Annotated in this window: 17 protein-coding genes; 14 read left to right on the top strand and 3 right to left on the bottom strand. The window is 59.5% G+C overall.

Annotation, left to right across the window (positions count from 1 at the left end; genetic code table 11):
* Positions 1-30: 30 nt before the first annotated feature.
* The 9 genes from V6S97_RS09630 (at position 31) to guaA (ending at position 9,883) form a co-directional block, all read left to right on the top strand.
* Entirely contained in the window at positions 31-1,320 is a 1,290-nt protein-coding gene (locus V6S97_RS09630; RefSeq protein WP_003503865.1) for an RsmB/NOP family class I SAM-dependent RNA methyltransferase, read from the top strand.
* A gap of 155 nt (positions 1,321-1,475) precedes the next feature.
* Positions 1,476-2,753, top strand: coding sequence for an imelysin family protein (locus V6S97_RS09625; RefSeq protein ID WP_003503866.1), 1,278 nt, complete (start codon positions 1,476-1,478; stop codon positions 2,751-2,753).
* 126 nt (positions 2,754-2,879) lie between these two features.
* Positions 2,880-4,334 (top strand): di-heme oxidoreductase family protein, encoded by a 1,455-nt coding sequence (locus V6S97_RS09620; protein ID WP_003503868.1) that lies wholly within the window; start codon positions 2,880-2,882, stop codon positions 4,332-4,334.
* A complete protein-coding gene (locus tag V6S97_RS09615; protein ID WP_003503870.1) occupies positions 4,334-5,455 on the top strand; it encodes an imelysin family protein in 1,122 nt (373 codons plus the stop codon). The genes V6S97_RS09620 and V6S97_RS09615 overlap by 1 nt, the downstream gene beginning before the upstream one ends.
* 4 nt (positions 5,456-5,459) lie before the next feature.
* Positions 5,460-6,554 carry a DUF1513 domain-containing protein gene (locus V6S97_RS09610; protein WP_060722808.1) on the top strand — a complete coding sequence of 365 codons (1,095 nt, stop codon included), beginning with the start codon at positions 5,460-5,462 and terminating at the stop codon, positions 6,552-6,554.
* Between the two features lie 51 nt (positions 6,555-6,605).
* Positions 6,606-7,058, top strand: coding sequence for a TspO/MBR family protein (locus V6S97_RS09605; protein ID WP_087743245.1), 453 nt, complete (start codon positions 6,606-6,608; stop codon positions 7,056-7,058).
* 79 nt (positions 7,059-7,137) lie between these two features.
* Entirely contained in the window at positions 7,138-7,587 is a 450-nt protein-coding gene (locus V6S97_RS09600; protein ID WP_087743243.1) for a PaaI family thioesterase, read from the top strand.
* Complete coding sequence (locus tag V6S97_RS09595) at positions 7,584-8,222, top strand: 5'-methylthioadenosine/S-adenosylhomocysteine nucleosidase (RefSeq protein WP_003503877.1); 639 nt, start codon at positions 7,584-7,586, stop codon at positions 8,220-8,222. The genes V6S97_RS09600 and V6S97_RS09595 overlap by 4 nt, the downstream gene beginning before the upstream one ends.
* A gap of 83 nt (positions 8,223-8,305) precedes the next feature.
* Positions 8,306-9,883, top strand: coding sequence for a glutamine-hydrolyzing GMP synthase (gene guaA / locus V6S97_RS09590; RefSeq protein ID WP_003503879.1), 1,578 nt, complete (start codon positions 8,306-8,308; stop codon positions 9,881-9,883).
* A 74-nt stretch (positions 9,884-9,957) separates the two neighbouring features.
* Here the strand turns inward: guaA and V6S97_RS09585 are convergent, their stop codons facing one another.
* Positions 9,958-10,446, bottom strand: coding sequence for a hypothetical protein (locus V6S97_RS09585; protein WP_112292964.1), 489 nt, complete (start codon positions 10,444-10,446; stop codon positions 9,958-9,960).
* 143 nt (positions 10,447-10,589) lie between these two features.
* Positions 10,590-11,168: a TetR/AcrR family transcriptional regulator gene (locus V6S97_RS09580; RefSeq protein WP_003503884.1), complete on the bottom strand. Its 579-nt coding sequence runs from the start codon at positions 11,166-11,168 to the stop codon at positions 10,590-10,592.
* A gap of 362 nt (positions 11,169-11,530) precedes the next feature.
* Here V6S97_RS09580 and V6S97_RS09575 point away from each other — a divergent pair, with 362 nt between their 5' ends.
* Positions 11,531-12,232 carry a methyltransferase family protein gene (locus tag V6S97_RS09575; protein WP_112292965.1) on the top strand — a complete coding sequence of 234 codons (702 nt, stop codon included), beginning with the start codon at positions 11,531-11,533 and terminating at the stop codon, positions 12,230-12,232.
* 91 nt (positions 12,233-12,323) lie between these two features.
* A complete protein-coding gene (locus tag V6S97_RS09570; RefSeq protein WP_003503887.1) occupies positions 12,324-13,040 on the top strand; it encodes a 2'-5' RNA ligase family protein in 717 nt (238 codons plus the stop codon).
* A gap of 202 nt (positions 13,041-13,242) precedes the next feature.
* Here V6S97_RS09570 and V6S97_RS09565 read toward each other — a convergent pair whose 3' ends face one another.
* Positions 13,243-13,410 carry a hypothetical protein gene (locus V6S97_RS09565; RefSeq protein ID WP_003503889.1) on the bottom strand — a complete coding sequence of 56 codons (168 nt, stop codon included), beginning with the start codon at positions 13,408-13,410 and terminating at the stop codon, positions 13,243-13,245.
* Between the two features lie 234 nt (positions 13,411-13,644).
* Here V6S97_RS09565 and V6S97_RS09560 point away from each other — a divergent pair, with 234 nt between their 5' ends.
* The 3 genes from V6S97_RS09560 (at position 13,645) to V6S97_RS09550 (ending at position 15,809) form a co-directional block, all read left to right on the top strand.
* Positions 13,645-13,992, top strand: a complete 348-nt coding sequence (locus tag V6S97_RS09560; RefSeq protein WP_003503890.1) for an ArsC family reductase — start codon at positions 13,645-13,647, stop codon at positions 13,990-13,992.
* Between the two features lie 12 nt (positions 13,993-14,004).
* A complete protein-coding gene (gene ybaK / locus V6S97_RS09555; protein WP_003503892.1) occupies positions 14,005-14,481 on the top strand; it encodes a Cys-tRNA(Pro) deacylase in 477 nt (158 codons plus the stop codon).
* Between the two features lie 89 nt (positions 14,482-14,570).
* Complete coding sequence (locus V6S97_RS09550) at positions 14,571-15,809, top strand: aminopeptidase (RefSeq protein ID WP_003503894.1); 1,239 nt, start codon at positions 14,571-14,573, stop codon at positions 15,807-15,809.
* The last annotated feature ends 2 nt before the right edge of the window (positions 15,810-15,811 follow it).

Here is a 15,811-nt window from a genome sequence, read left to right as displayed (position 1 = left end):
ACCGGGCTTATCAGAAGAACGAGGTAGACAATGCGTTTAGGCGGGCGTTTGGCCGGAGCAATCGAAGTATTGGCGGATATTGAGGGACGCAGGCGTCCCGTCGCCGATGCTCTGAAAGATTGGGGCCTTGCCCATCGTTTTGCCGGTTCCGGCGACAGGGCCGCAATCGGCAACATCGTCTATGACGCGCTGCGCATGAAACTGTCGCACGCCTGGCTGATGGATGACGACAGCGCCGCCTCGCTTGGTTATGCCGTGCTGCTGCGCCAATGGGGCAAGAGCTTTTCGGACCTTTCGGCGGAATTCGACGGCGACAAATTCGCCCCCGCCGCACCGGATGAACAAAGGCAGCAGGCCTTTCTCTCCCGTTCTCTCGGTGACGCACCGGCCCATATTCAGGGCGATATTCCAGAATGGGTGCAATCTTCCCTCGAAACGGCCTTCGGAGAGCGCTGGCTCGCCGAGGCGCAGGCGCTGAACGAGCGGCCCACGCTTGATCTGCGCGCCAACACCTTGAAAGCGACACGCGACAAGGTGCTGAAGGCGCTGGAAGAAAGCGGTGCGGAAGCCACACATATCGCCCGCCAGGGCGTGCGCATCCCCGCTGGCGAAGGCCCTTCCCGCCTGCCGAATGTGACGGCCGAACTGTCCTTCCAGAAGGGCTGGTTCGAAGTGCAGGACGAGGGATCGCAGATCGTCGCCGATCTTGCCGGCGCCCATGAGGGCGAACAGATCCTCGATTATTGCGCCGGCGGCGGCGGCAAGACGCTGGCCATGGCCGCCAGCATGAACAATAAGGGCCAGGTCCACGCCTTCGATGCCGACCGCAAGCGGCTCGCGCCGATCATCGAGCGGCTGAAGCGGGCCGGCACGCGCAATGTGCAGGTGCATGACCGCGCTGCGGGACTTGTCCCCTTCCATGAAAAATTCGACCGCGTTCTGGTGGATGCACCCTGCACCGGCACCGGCACCTGGCGGCGTCGCCCCGACACCAAATGGCGGCTGACGGCGCGCAATCTGGAAGAGCGCGTGCAGCAGCAGGGCGAAGCGCTTTCGCAGGCCAAGGTTTTCGTGCGCCCGGGCGGTGAGCTGCTTTATGTTACCTGCTCGGTTCTGCCCGAAGAAAACGAACAGCAGGTCAGACGTTTCTGCGAGGAAAATACGGAATTCTCCATTGGCTCCGCGTTGCAGCGCTGGCAGACGATTTTTGGCGACAATGCGAATAAGCCGCATTCTTCCGACGGCAAGACAGTGACGCTGACGCCTGCAACCACAGATACGGATGGCTTCTTCTTCTGCTTGATGAAACGCAAAGCATAACGCCATCTTTGCAAGCACTGATTTTACTTGAAAAACAGCCCTCGATCTTGTTTCAAAGCATTCTAAACTAGAATGTTTGACACAAGTTTGTGATTGGGTCAGAACTCGCTTGCCGCAGCCTGAAGTCATTTCACGCCTGCCGAAGGAGAGGGATCATGATCCGCAAAACCATTCTCAGCGCGTCCTTCGCGCTTCTGGCCGCCTCGGCGGCCTTCACTGCGCTTCCCGCCCGCGCCGCGACCGACGCCGCCGCTGTCGTCAAGCATTATGCCGATGTCGCGCATGCCAAATATGAGGATTCGCTGACCACGGCGAAGGCGCTGGACAAGGCCATCGATGCGCTGATCGCAACGCCGAGCGAAGAAACCCTGAAAGCCGCGCGGGAGGCATGGATCAGGGCCCGTGTTCCCTATCAGCAGTCGGAAGTCTATCGTTTCGGCAACCCGATCGTCGATGATTGGGAAGGCAAGGTGAATGCCTGGCCGCTGGATGAAGGTCTGATCGATTACGTCGACGGTTCCTATGGCACCGAAAGCGACGAGAACGAACTCTACGTTGCCAACATTATCGCGAATCCGAAGATCAAGATCAGCGGTGAAGAGGTCGACGCCTCCAAGATCACCCCCGAGCTGATCGAAAGCCTGCACGAGGCGGGCGACGTCGAAGCCAATGTGACGACCGGTTACCATGCCATCGAGTTCCTGCTTTGGGGTCAGGACCTGAACGGCACCGGACCGGGCGCGGGCAACCGCCCCTATACCGATTATGACAAGGCGAAATGCACGAACGGTAATTGCGACCGCAGGGCCGATTACCTGAAATCCGCCTCGACCCTGCTGATCAAGGATCTTCAGGAGATGGTGGATGCCTGGGCGCCGGAAGGCGAAGCCACGAAGACAGTGGAAGCCGATCCGAAAGCGGGCCTGACCGCCATTCTCACCGGCATGGGCTCACTCTCCTATGGTGAGCTGGCCGGCGAACGCATGAAGCTCGGCCTTTTGCTGCATGATCCAGAAGAGGAGCATGATTGCTTCTCCGACAACACCTATAATTCGCATCTTTACGACGCCATCGGCATCGCGTCGGCCTATACCGGCGACTATACCCGCGTGGACGGGACGAAGATGACGGGCGCCTCGCTGTCTGAACTGGTCGGCGCCAAGGACAAGGCACTGAACGACGAGATGCTGGCGAAGCTGAACAAGACACTCGACGCCATGCACGCGATGGAAAAGCGCGCCCAGACCGTTGAGGCCTATGACCAGATGATCGGCGAAGGCAACAAGGAAGGCAACGCCGTGGTTCAGACGGCCATCGATGGCCTTCTCGACCAGACGAAGACTGTCGAACGCGTCATAGCGGCGCTCGATCTCGGCAAGATCGAGCTTGAAGGCTCCGAGAGCCTCGACAATCCGAACGCCGTCTTCAAATAAGCGGCAAAGCGGGCCGCAGATTGCTGCGGCCCGTTGCTCCCCATCGCCCCTGTTGTCATGCAATTTTTGCTGCCGCCGACCCCTAAGCCGTTCTTCTTAACCGGGGCAGCCTGCCTTGTGGCGTCGATGGCGCTTGCCGAACCGCTGCGTAGCGATCTGACGGAGACAGATCGAGGCCGCGTGCTGGCCGTGACCACCCCAACGACGGATTTTACCAGGCCGGAACCTTTCGAGGCTATGTCCGGCGGAGCAACGACCAGTACCGGCAAACCCGACAGCGGCGCGTTTTCACATCCTTCCGCCACAATGCCGCTGGAGCGGAAACAGGATTTCAAGCTTGGCAACGCGCTGTTCCAGAAGCTCTGGGTCTCTTCTCCCTCCTCCACACAGGCCTCGGACGGTCTGGGGCCGCTTTTTAATGCCCGTTCCTGCCAGACCTGCCATGTGAAGGATGGCAGGGGTCGACCGCCCCTTGCCGGAGAAGACGCCGTCTCCCTCTTCCTGCGGCTGGCGCGACCGGCCCGCAATGAAGCCGAACGACAAGCCATTGCCAGCCACCAGGTCTTGAATTTTCCCGACGAGACCTATGGCCGGCAGCTTCAGAACCTGGCCATTCCCGGCCTCGCCGCCGAAGGCAAACCGCTCATCACCTATACGGAAAAGCCAGTGCAGCTACCGGGCGACGAGGTGGTGATGTTGCGCAAGCCCGACTATGCCGTGGCTAATCTGCAATATGGCCCGCTTGGCGCCGACACGACGCTTTCAGCGCGCATTGCCATGCCTACCCTTGGGCTTGGCCTGATCGAGGCCATTGCCGAGGCCGATATTCTGGCCAACGCCGACCCAGACGACAACAATGGCGACGGCATTGCCGGGCGTCCGGCATGGGTCAAGGATCATCGCACTGGCGAGATAAAACTCGGACGGTTTGGCTGGAAAGCGCAGAATGCGAGCGTGCGCGACCAGAGCGCCAGCGCCTTCTCCCATGATATCGGCATTTCCACGCCGGATGCGCCGAACGCCTATGGCGATTGCACTGAAGCCCAGAATGACTGTCTGGCCATGCCGACCGGCGTGCAGCCCAGGCTCGGGCCGGTAGAAGCGCCCGACCCGGTTCTCGATCTCGTGACCTTCTACACCGAAAACCTCGCCGTACCGCGCCGCCGCAATGTCGATGATCGGGTGGTTCTGCAGGGGAAGCAGCTTTTCTATGCCTCAGGCTGTACCGCCTGCCATACCCCGAAATTCGTCACCCGACGCGATGCCGCCGACCCCATGCATTCTTTCCAGCTGATCTGGCCCTATTCCGATTTTCTGCTGCATGACATGGGCGAAGAGCTTGCCGACGGCCAGCAGGTGGGTGAAGCAAGCGGGCGGCAGTGGCGTACCCAACCGCTCTGGGGCATCGGCCTGACACAAAAGGTCAATGGCAACGGTTTTTACCTGCACGACGGCCGGGCGCGCAGCCTGTCGGAAGCGATATTGTGGCACGGCGGCGAAGCGCAGAAAGCGCGCGACGCCTTTGCCGCCTTGCAAAAATCCGACCGGCAGGCTTTGCTGGCCTTTCTGGAGTCCCTTTGATGAACAATGCCATGCGAAAAATCTCAGGCCTCTTTTCCGTGCTGCTGCTTCTGGCCAATCAGCCGGCAAAGGCACAGGACGTGGAACTGATGCCGCCACCGCCGCTTGACCCCATGCAGGTGCGGGGTGTCATGGAAAAGGCTGTGAACGGTTTCATCCGTCCCGGCTATGACCACTTCCGGCAATCGGCGGAGACGCTGGAAGACCGTATGAAAGCGTTTTGCGCCGCTCCGTCCCAAACGACGGAGACGGCAGCGCGGGCGGCTTTTGCCGATACTGTCTCGAGCTGGTCGACCATCGAGATCGTGCGTGTCGGCCCTGTCATCGAGAAGAACCGTTTCGAACGCGTGCTTTATTACCCCGACAAGAAGAGTCTGGGCCTGAAACAGGTACAGCGTTATCTCGCCGAAAAAGATGAAAGCGTCACCAGTGCCGAAGGCCTGAGCGGCAAGAGCGTTGCGGCGCAGGGGCTCGGCGCTCTCGAATTCGTACTTCACGGAACCGGAGCGGAAGAGCTGCTCGACAGGAAGGGTGATTTCCGCTGCCGTTATGGCGCCGCCATCGCCGGCAATATCGCCAATGTGGCGGCGGAACTTTCCGACAGCTGGAATACGCCTGATGGCGCGCAGAAGAACTGGACTGAGCCCGGTACGGACAACCCCGTCTTTCGTGACGAGCGCGAGGCGCTTGTTGCCCTGCTCGGCATTCTCGTCCACGGCTCCGAGGCTATCCGCGACCAGCGGATCGAAACCTTCTACAAGGGGCCGGACAAGGCAAGATTTCCCCGTACCGCCATTTACTGGCGCTCCGGCCTGACTTGGAAGAGTATTTCAGCCAACATCAAGGCGGTTCAGACCCTGCTGCACACGGCCGATATGGTCGAACTCGTGCCGCCCGACCAGCGCTCCATCGTCAACTCCATCGATTTCATCGCCAAATCGATGATCCGCGTTGCCGGAACCATCGATACGGATGTGCAAAAGGCGCTGGATCAGGACGATCAGCGCGCCAAGGTGGATTATCTGCTGCTCAACGGCAAAGACCTGATCTACCGCCTGAACGATCAATATGGCGGCGCAATCGGCCTCAGCTCCGGCTTTTCCTTCGCCGACGGAGACTGAGCCGATGATCTCAGGCAAAAAGCCGATGCTGATGGACCGGCGAAGCTTCATCAAGGCGGCGGGCATTCCCTTCCTCGCCACGCTTGCCCCCGGCTCGCTGCATGCGCTGGAACGCGCCGACGCCGTCTTCGCTTCAGCCTTTCGCGCCCGTGACGGCTCCTACGGCATCGCGACCATCAGCGAGCGCGGCGAGATCATCGACCGCGTCACGCTTCCCGCCCGCGCCCACGGAATGGCGACGAGCCACGCGACCGGCATGACGGTGGCCTTTGCGCGCCGACCCGGCACCTTCTTCATGGCCTTCGACCCCGCGCGGCGCCACGAGCCGATCGTGATGCACACGCCGGAGAACCGCCACTTCTATGGCCACGGGCGATTCTCACCCGATGGCGCAATCCTTTATGCCAGCGAAAACGACTTCGACGGCAATCGTGGCGTCATCGGGCTCTATGACGCCCGCAACGGCTTTGCCCGCATCGGCGAATATGACGCGCATGGCATCGGCACGCATGACATGACGGTGAGCGATGGCGGACGGCTGATGGTGATCGCCAATGGCGGCATCGAGACCCATCCGGATTTCGGACGAACCAAGCTGAATATCGACAATATGCAGCCCTCTCTTGTGCTTCTCGATACGGCGACCGGTCAGTTGATTCAGAAACACGCAATGCCGGATCGTCTGCGGCAGCTTTCCACCCGCCATGTGGATCTCGGCGATGACGGGCGCATCTGGTTTGCCTGCCAATATGAGGGACCGCGCAACGACCTTCCGCCGCTTGTCGGTCATTTCTCGAAGGGTGAGGATGTGTCCCTCCTGGATTTGCCCCAGGAAACGACGATGCGCCTTGCCAATTATGTCGGGGCCATCGCCGTCAACCGGCGCGATGGGCTGGTGGGCCTGACATCGCCCAACGGCAACGCCGCCGTGACCCTGGATGCGAAAACCGGGCGCGTTTTATCCGAGACGACGGTGCGGGAAGCCGCGGGCGTCGCCCCTGCCGCGAACGGCATTGCTGTTTCTTCCTATGACGGATTTTTCGAGACCGTGCGCAGCGACGTGGCATGGGACCAGCATATCGTGCGTCTCTCCAGCTAAAATACTGAAAAGGCACGGGAACAAAAGCATGGTCGGCGCATTGGATGCGTCATGAAAAACCTTACCGTGTATATTGTTTTCGTAGTTGCAGTTGTTGCCGTTGGAGCGCTGATCGGCGTCAACAATGTGCCGGGCGAATGGTATCAATCGCTGCAGAAACCATTCTTCAATCCACCCAACTGGATTTTCGGGCCGGTCTGGACGGCGCTTTACGTGCTGATCGGCATTGCCGGCGCCCGCACATGGATCAGGAAGCCGATGGGGACGCGTATGCGCCTCTGGTTCACGCAGATGATACTGAATTTCCTGTGGTCGCCGATCTTTTTCGGCATGCAGAGCCCGGCAGGCGCACTCGTCATCATCATCCCCATGCTGATCTGCATCATCGCCTTCATGGCGCTGACCTACCGCCGTGACCGCATATCGATGTGGCTTTTTATGCCCTATGCGCTGTGGGTCGCCTTTGCCACGGCGCTCAACGCAAGCATCAGCATGCTGAACTAATTCGGCTGCAAGCCCTTGCCTTGCCCGCCGCCACGCGCCATGTCAGTCTGCGACAGGGCAGAAGGCAGGCAGGTAAGCCATGGAGATCACGGATCCCGGCGATTTTCGTCAGCGGATAGAAAGCAGCTTTGCGCGTCAGGGCGTGGTGCAGGCGATCAACGCCGAGATCACCCGTATCGAACACCGGCTGGTGGAAATCGAACTGCCTTTTCATGAAAAGCTGACGCAGCAGCACGGCATATTACATGCGGGCGTCATCGCCGCCGGTCTGGATACGGCCTGTACCTATGCGGCCTATACGATCATCGAGCCTGAGGCCTCACTGCTGACCATCGAGTTCAAGGTCAACCTCATGTCGCCCGGGCGCGGTGAGCGTTTCCTGTTTCGTGGCGAAATCATCAAGCCCGGAAACAACCTGATCGTCGCCGATGGCCGCGCTTATGCGCTTTCGGACGGGCCGGCAAAGCTGATCGCCTCCATGACCGGCACGATGATGGTGGTGAAGGGTCGCGAGGATATTACCGGATGAGCTACCGGCTTTTGCATGTTGCGGATAAATCCGTCCTCTTCGTCATGGCGGCTTCCGCCGAATACGGCCCCCATCTACAGGCCCGCATTGCGCCGCTGATGACCGGCGTCGGCCCGGTCGAGGCTGCGATTTCGGTAACGGCCGTTCTTGCCGGTCTCGATGCGGCAGACCATTTGCCCGACCTCGTCGTTTCTCTCGGCTCTGCCGGTTCACGCACTCTGGACCAAACGGGCGTCTATCAGGCGATTTCGGTTTCGTATCGCGATATGGACGCCTCCGCCTTCGGTTTCGAAAAGGGTCGCACGCCCTTTCTTGACCTGCCGGCCGATGTGCCATTGCCTTTCCTCATACCCGGCATTGCCGAGGCACGTCTTTCCACCGGCGCCAACGTGGTTTCCGGTGCGGCCTATGGGGCGATCAACGCCGACATGGTGGAAATGGAAACCTACGCCGTGCTCCGTGCCTGCCAGCGCTTCGGCGTACCGCTCGCCGGTCTGCGTGGTATTTCCGATGGCAAGGCGGATGTGAACCATGTGGATGACTGGACGGAATATCTGCACATCATCGACGAAAAGCTGGCGGAGGCCGTCGACGGGCTTTGCCGCGCCATTGAAGACGGTACGATCGCCCTTTGAAACCTTGCGATTTTCGCAAATTTCCGCTGTTTGACACCCGCTTCCGGGTTGCCTAAAGCCGCCATTTTCTTTAAAGGCTCGCCATGACCCAGATAGCCCATCCCGACAGCATTCTCATCATCGATTTCGGCAGCCAGGTGACGCAGCTGATTGCGCGCCGCATCCGCGAAGCCGGGGTCTATTGCGAAATCCATCCGTTTCAGAATGCCGCAGAGGCGTTTGAGAAGCTTCAGCCCAAGGGCGTGATCTTCTCCGGCGGCCCCGCATCCGTGACGGCGGAAGGAAGCCCGCGCGCGCCGCAGGCGGTGTTTGACAGCAAGGTTCCGATCCTCGGCATCTGCTACGGCCAGCAGACGCTCTGCACGCAGCTCGGCGGCGTTGTCGAGGGCGGCCATGCGGCGGAATTCGGCCGGGCCGATATCGACATCAAGAAGGCAAGCCCGCTTTTTGAAGGCTTCTGGGAACAGGGCAAGAGCTATCCCGTCTGGATGAGCCATGGCGACCGTGTAACGAAGCTGCCGGAAGGTTTCGAGGTCATCGCAACCTCCGAGAACGCGCCTTTCGCCATCGCCGCGGACGAGACCCGTCACTACTACTCCACCATGTTCCACCCTGAAGTGGTGCATACCCCTGACGGCGGCAAGCTGCTCTCCAACTTCGTGCACAAGATCGTCGGGCTTAAATCCGACTGGACGATGGCGGCTTATCGCGCCGAGATGATCCGCAAGATCCGCGAGCAGGTCGGCACCGGCCGCGTGCTCTGCGCACTCTCTGGCGGCGTCGATTCCTCGGTTGCGGCTATTCTCATCCATGAGGCGATCGGCGACCAGCTCACCTGCGTTTACGTCGACCATGGCCTGATGCGGCTTGGTGAAAGCGAGCAGGTGGTCGGCATGTTCCGCGACCATTACAATATTCCGCTTGTTCATGTTGACGCCGCCGATCTGTTCCTCGGCGAACTCTCGGGCGTTTCCGATCCGGAAGCGAAGCGCAAGACCATCGGCCGCCTGTTTATCGAAGTCTTCGAGGCCGAAGCGGCCAAGATCGCCGCCGACGGCAAGGGTGCTCCGAATTTCCTCGCACAGGGCACGCTTTACCCTGACGTCATCGAGAGCGTCTCCTTCTCCGGCGGCCCCTCTGTCACCATCAAGAGCCACCACAATGTCGGCGGTCTTCCCGAGCGCATGAACATGCAGCTCGTGGAGCCGCTGCGTGAACTTTTCAAGGACGAAGTACGTGCGCTTGGCCGTGAACTCGGCCTGCCGGACAGCTTCATCGGCCGCCACCCCTTCCCAGGTCCTGGTCTGGCGATCCGTTGCCCCGGCGCGATTACCCGCGAGAAGCTCGATATTCTGCGCAAGGCCGATGCGATCTATCTCGATGAAATCCGCAAGGCTGGTCTCTACGACACCATCTGGCAGGCTTTTGCCGTGCTGCTGCCGGTGCAGACCGTCGGCGTCATGGGCGATTACCGCACCTATGACTTCGTCTGCGCGCTGCGCGCCGTGACCTCGGTAGACGGCATGACGGCGGATTTCTATCCCTACGACATGAATTTCCTCGGCCGCGCGGCAACCCGCATCATCAACGAAGTGCGGGGCATCAATCGCGTTGTCTATGACGTGACGAGCAAACCGCCCGGCACGATCGAGTGGGAATAGGACTATAATCGACACAGTGGCGTTGCTACCGCAACGCCGCCATGTCGAAGGCAGTTTAAACGATGACGCCGCGACTAGTTCGCGGCGTTTCTGTTTTGTCGTGTGAGATAGATCATCTGGGCGGCCAGGCCGACCACGAGGATCGCCAGCAACCCTGCCTGAACACCGAGAAGCAGCGGTGATTTCAGGTCCGTAACCAGAGGGTGACCGTCCGGAACACGACGCAGGATTTCGCTGGCCGTCGGGACCATCAAAAGAAACGCAGTGATGCTGAGACAGATGGTTTCAATATATCTGGCCAGGCGCGTTGAACCAAGAACGCGTTCGATGCCGTAACCTGCAAGCAGGAAAAGGATGGTCAGGACGCCAACGCCATAGCTGATCGGCTGATGCGCGACGAGGAAGACCGTCGCAGCTCCAATCAGCATGGAGACAAGATAGAGGGTGCCCAGCGCTGATCGCGGAACGATTCGACCGTAGCGGGCAAACATGTAAATGGCGGCGGGAATGGCCGGCAGGCTTCCAAGTGTATGGATCCAGCCAAGCGGAGAAATTCCGAACATGAGAGATTGCCTTTCTTGTCCAAAAGGACGGGGTGGTCCAGGAAGCAGACTGTCATCGACAAATCTGCCAGCTTAATGCTGTCTGTTGTTTCGGTGGCATGCCGCCCGGGCCACGCCTTCACGTTCCCCGCGAGGCTCCGATTTTAAGCGGTCATGCGCTCCAGCAGGGGGCGGGTTATTGCACCAAAAGTCGTCGCATTACCGTGGGCACGGGCGGAAAGCATCGCGCCGTGCACGGTGGCCATGAAGATTTCAGCATTGGCTCTGGCAGTTCCGCTCAGCGCGATGCGCCCCTGGGCAACGCCGCGTTCCAGAACGGTGGTGAGCCAGTCCGAGAGACTTCGAAAATGCGCGCGCACTTCAAGAGCGACTGCTTCAGGCAGAACCGGAATTTCACTGGCGAGCAAAGCGCAGACGCAGAAGGGATGAGTGGCCTCAGCGATACAGCCCTCCCAATAGCCGATATAGGCGCGAAGCTGTTCGAGCGGGTCGGAAACGTTTCGCTCCAGTTCGGCGATACCGGCTTCCGCCTCCTGCCTGTATTGCGCAACCAGTTTTTGGACCAGATCGGTCTTGCTGGGAAAATGGTGGTGAATGCTCGCATTGCGAATACCGACCACAGCGGAAATATCGGCATAGCTGAAACTGTTGTAGCCGCCCTTTATGATCAGGGAGCGTGCGCAACGAAGAATTTCATCCGCTTTGGTTTGTGGATTTTTCATAGTAATTACCTACCAACTAGTAGGTAGAATGTCAACCCGAAGCCGTTTGCCTTATGGCTGCTGACGGAATCCCGCCGGAAACCAGATGTGCGCGGGGCCGATATTACTGGACGTACCGACTGCCGAAAGCGACTAAAAAATGAACCACCAAACAGTGATCGCCTATTCCGGTCCGCAAGCAGCTGTCGCGCGGTCGGCTAGACCCGAGACCGCTTATGCGTTTGACTTTCTGCGCTTTTTTGCCAGTATTCGACCGTCTTTCGCAGAGTACCGCCGGCCCCGCACCGCTTTAAGGGGTGTAATCAGTCCACCAGGACAGGCTGCCGTTCGTCCTATCGAGGACAATAGAAGGAAGCCCATCGATGACATCCGATGCCGATCCGAAGCCTATGTCACGCGCCGCCGCGATCCTGTACGCCATCAGTTTGCCGCTGGGCCTGATGGCCTTGGTTTTTCTGCCTGCGGGCAGGATCAACTGGTGCCCGGGCTGGATTTTCGTCGTGGTCGTCGTCGTTTCTTTTGCCCTTTCCGCGCTGGTATTGGCGCGTGTGAACCCGGTCATTTTCCGCGCGCGCAGCCGGTTCCAGCCGGGCACCAAGAAATGGGACCTGATTCTGGTCTCCGTGATCCTTTTGGCTTTTTTTGCTGAAATCCCGGTTGCGGCATTCGATGCCGGCCGGATGGAGTGGTCTGCCGTGCCGTTGTGGGTCGTGCTGCTCGGCTACATCCTGCTTGTCGGCGGTATTGCGGTTACGGCCTGGGCCCAGGCCGTCAATCCGTTCTTCGAGCCCGGGGTCCGCATCCAAAGCGAGCGCGGGCAGCGGGTGGTCACGTCGGGCCCATACCGTATCGTGCGCCACCCCGGTTACACGGCCGCAATCGGCATGTTCACTGGCATACCGCTCGCATTGAGTTCCTGGATAGCCCTGCTCCCCGCGGCTTTGGCCATCGTGCTGCTAATCATCCGTACCGGCTTGGAAGACCGCCTGCTGCAGGCCGAATTGCCCGGTTATTCTGAATATGCCCGTCAAAGGCGCTATCGGCTGTTTCCCGGTATCTGGTGAACGTCGCAAAGCTAATGTTCTCTTTTTGTTCTTTCAATTTTAACCGGTGATGGTAATATCGCGGCCCTGGCAAAGGCCATGGAGCATCGTCATGAGTTTCGAGTTGGCAGAGGAAGGAGGCTCAAAGCAGCTTTGCTTCGAAGGGTGGGAGTCGGAGAAAATACGGCGTTTCAATCCGCGATTAAGCAGCAAGCTCCTGATCATGGTGAAACCGCCGGCAGCCTTGGCGGAACGAATTTTTGCCGATGCGTCGTGCCATGCTGCGGGGCGGACGAAGCGTGAGGCCTATCCGCCGGAGCTTCTGCATATAACCCTGCTCTGTGTCGGATGTTTTGAGACCGTGCCTCACGGGCTGGTACATCGGCTGAAGGCGACGCTCGGGGAAATCAAGGCGCGGCCCGTTCCGATCACATTCTATGGATCGTCGCTCTTCGGCAATCGCAACAGTCTGGTGCTACGCAGTGGCAGCGAGATGCAGGAGCTTAAGGCTCTGGCGAAGATGGTGCAGCGCTCCCTTAGGCGAGCAAACCTGCCCTATGTCGCCGCATCGTCTTTTACACCGCATCTCACCATGATCTACGGCTGCGGGAAAATCGAGCTGATGCAGGTTGAGACACCATATAGCTGGCTGGCGGGGAACTTCGAACTTGTGTTCAGTCACAATGGCGAAACGCGGCATGAATTGCTCGAGCGCTTCGCACTTTCGCCGAAAGCAGACCGTTATGAGCGGCCTGAAAGCCAGTTACATTTGCCGGGGAAAGTGATCGGACCTTCGAAACGGCCGATGCAAAGGGTGGCGATGCGGTAAGATGCACCCGAAGTGGCATAGCACTTCCCACGCCGATAGTCGTTTCCGCATCCGCTGTTGAAAGCTATACGGAACCTTGTTTTGCGAAGCCGGGGCGCTTTTCGCGCCATCCGCGTATCCACCGCGCCCGTCGAAAACCGATCCGGTTGTCGATCCTGAGCGCAAGCGAGGCGGTATCGCCTCGCAACGGATAATGGCCAGCTTAGAGCTGTACCTTGTCGAAAGCCTTACCGTCGATACCGAGAGCTTCGAGATCGGCACGGGCGGGCTTGCGATGTGCGCGAACAGCGGCCGAAACCGAGAGCGCTGCACCGAGAACGGCGAAAGTTTCACCGAAGAAGTTACGCGATGTCTTTGCAACCTGACGCATTTTTCTCTCCATCTTTGATGCCCAGATAATGGGCATTTCGGCCCCGTTCTACAACTCATGATGTAGCAGGGAAGCCATGCAGCTTTGCTCGCGCTCGTTCGGATATCAGCCATTGCGATTTTGCATGACTTAGCATCAAGACGGGGCAAATGCGCAGGGGCAATTCAGCGGGCGGGTTGAATAAGGCGGATATTTTGTTATGCCGGAGAGCTTGAAGACAAAGAGGCTGGCAGCATGACGATCACCATTTACGGCATCAAGAACTGCGACACGATGAAGAAGGCCAGAAGCTGGCTGGAGACCCATGGCGTCGACTATTCTTTCCATGACTACAAGGCGTCGGGCATCGACCGCGCCCATCTGGAAACATGGTGCGATGCCGCGGGCTGGGAAACGGTTCTCAACCGCGCCGGTACGACCTTCAAAAAACTCGACGACGGCCAGAAGACCGATCTGAACCGTGAGAAGGCTATCGCGCTGATGCTGGAGCAGCCCTCCATGATCAAGCGTCCGGTGCTGGAGGCGAAGGGCAAGATAACTGTCGGTTTCAAGCCTGAAACCTACCAGACCCTTTTTGCGTGACTGCAACCTGTCATGTCCAAAACAACACGCGCCACCCAGATGCTGACCAAGGCAGGCGTTGCCTTCACCACTGTCACCTATGATTACGATCCGAATGCAGACCGCATCGGTCTGCAGGCGGCCGAGGCGATCGGTGAGCCACCGCATCTGGTGCTGAAAACGCTGATGGCGGAACTGGATGGCAAGCCGGTCTGCGTCGTCGTCCCTTCGGATCGTGAGGTCAGCATGAAAAAGCTGGCCGCCGCCTTCGGAGGTAAATCCGCCAGCATGATGAAGCCTGCCGATGCGGAGCGCGCCACCGGTTACCATGTCGGCGGCATCAGCCCTTTCGGGCAGAAAAAACAGGTGCCGACGGCCATCGAGGCCGGGGCGATGACGCATGATTATGTCTACATGAATGGCGGGCAGCGTGGCTTGCAAGTGAGGCTTTCGCCCCGCGATGCCCAAATGGCGCTGGAGGCCATTGCCGCACCGCTGGTCGCCGATTGAAGCGCCGGAGGGCATGCCTGAAAGCATTTGGCTTTCGGGAGGAATGGGCTATGGTCGGCGCCTCCGATTGAAATAGACGAAGGCAGATCATGACCGTTTCTCCCATCGATCCCGTCAAACTCGAAAAACTGGCCGAAGTCGCCATCAAGGTCGGCCTGCAATTGCAGAAGGACCAGGATCTGGTGATTACAGCGCCGCTGGCAGCCCTGCCGCTGGTGCGATTTTTGACCAAACACGCCTATCTGGCGGGTGGCGGACTGGTCACCACCTTTTATTCCGATGAAGAAACCACGCTTGCGCGCTATCGCCATGCCAGTGACGCCAATTTCGACCGGGCTTCCGGCTGGCTTTATGAGGGCATGGCAAAGGCTTATGCCAATGGCGCAGCGCGGCTGGCGATTGCCGGCGACAACCCCATGCTGCTGGCCGAACAGGACCCGGCCAAGGTTGCCCGCGCCAACAAGGCCAACTCCACGGCATACAAGCCGGCGCTGGAGAAGATTTCCAATTTCGACATCAACTGGAACATCATCTCCTATCCCAACCCGTCTTGGGCAAAGCAGGTCTTTCCTGATGTGACGGAAGACGAAGCGGTCCGCAGGCTTGCCGACGCCATCTTCGCCGCCTCGCGGGTGGATCTGGCCGATCCGGTCGCGGCGTGGGCGCAGCATAATGCCAATCTCGCCAAGCGCTCGGCATGGCTGAACGGCGAACGTTTCGCTTCGCTGCATTTCACCGGCCCCGGCACGGATGTGAAGATAGGCCTCGCGGACGGTCACGAATGGCATGGCGGCGCCTCCACCGCCAAGAATGGTGTGGCCTGCAACCCGAATATCCCGACTGAAGAAGTGTTCACCACACCACATGCGCTGCGCGTGGATGGTTACGTCTCCAGCACCAAGCCGCTCTCGCATCAGGGAACGCTGATCGACGATATCCAGGTGAAGTTCGAGGCGGGCCGTATCGTCGAAGCCAAGGCTTCCAAGGGCGAAGCTGTATTGAACAAGGTGCTCGACACCGATGAGGGCGCGCGGCGTCTGGGCGAAGTGGCGCTGGTGCCGCATTCCTCACCGATTTCGGCAAGCGGCATCCTGTTCTACAACACGCTGTTCGATGAAAATGCCTCGTGCCACATCGCGCTCGGCCAGTGCTATTCAAAATGCTTCCTTGACGGCGCCTCGCTGTCGCAGGAGCAGATCACGGCGCAGGGCGGCAATTCCAGCCTGATCCACATCGACTGGATGATCGGCTCCGACAAGGTGGACATTGATGGCGTGAAGCCGGATGGCTCCACGGTTCCGGTGATGCGAAAGGGCGAATGGGCCTGACG

This window comes from Agrobacterium sp. CCNWLW155 (genome assembly GCF_036888815.1).
Lineage (GTDB): Bacteria > Pseudomonadota > Alphaproteobacteria > Rhizobiales > Rhizobiaceae > Agrobacterium > Agrobacterium radiobacter.
The sequence above is the reverse complement of the archived record's forward strand: the minus strand, read 5'-3'. Positions and strand labels throughout refer to the sequence as shown.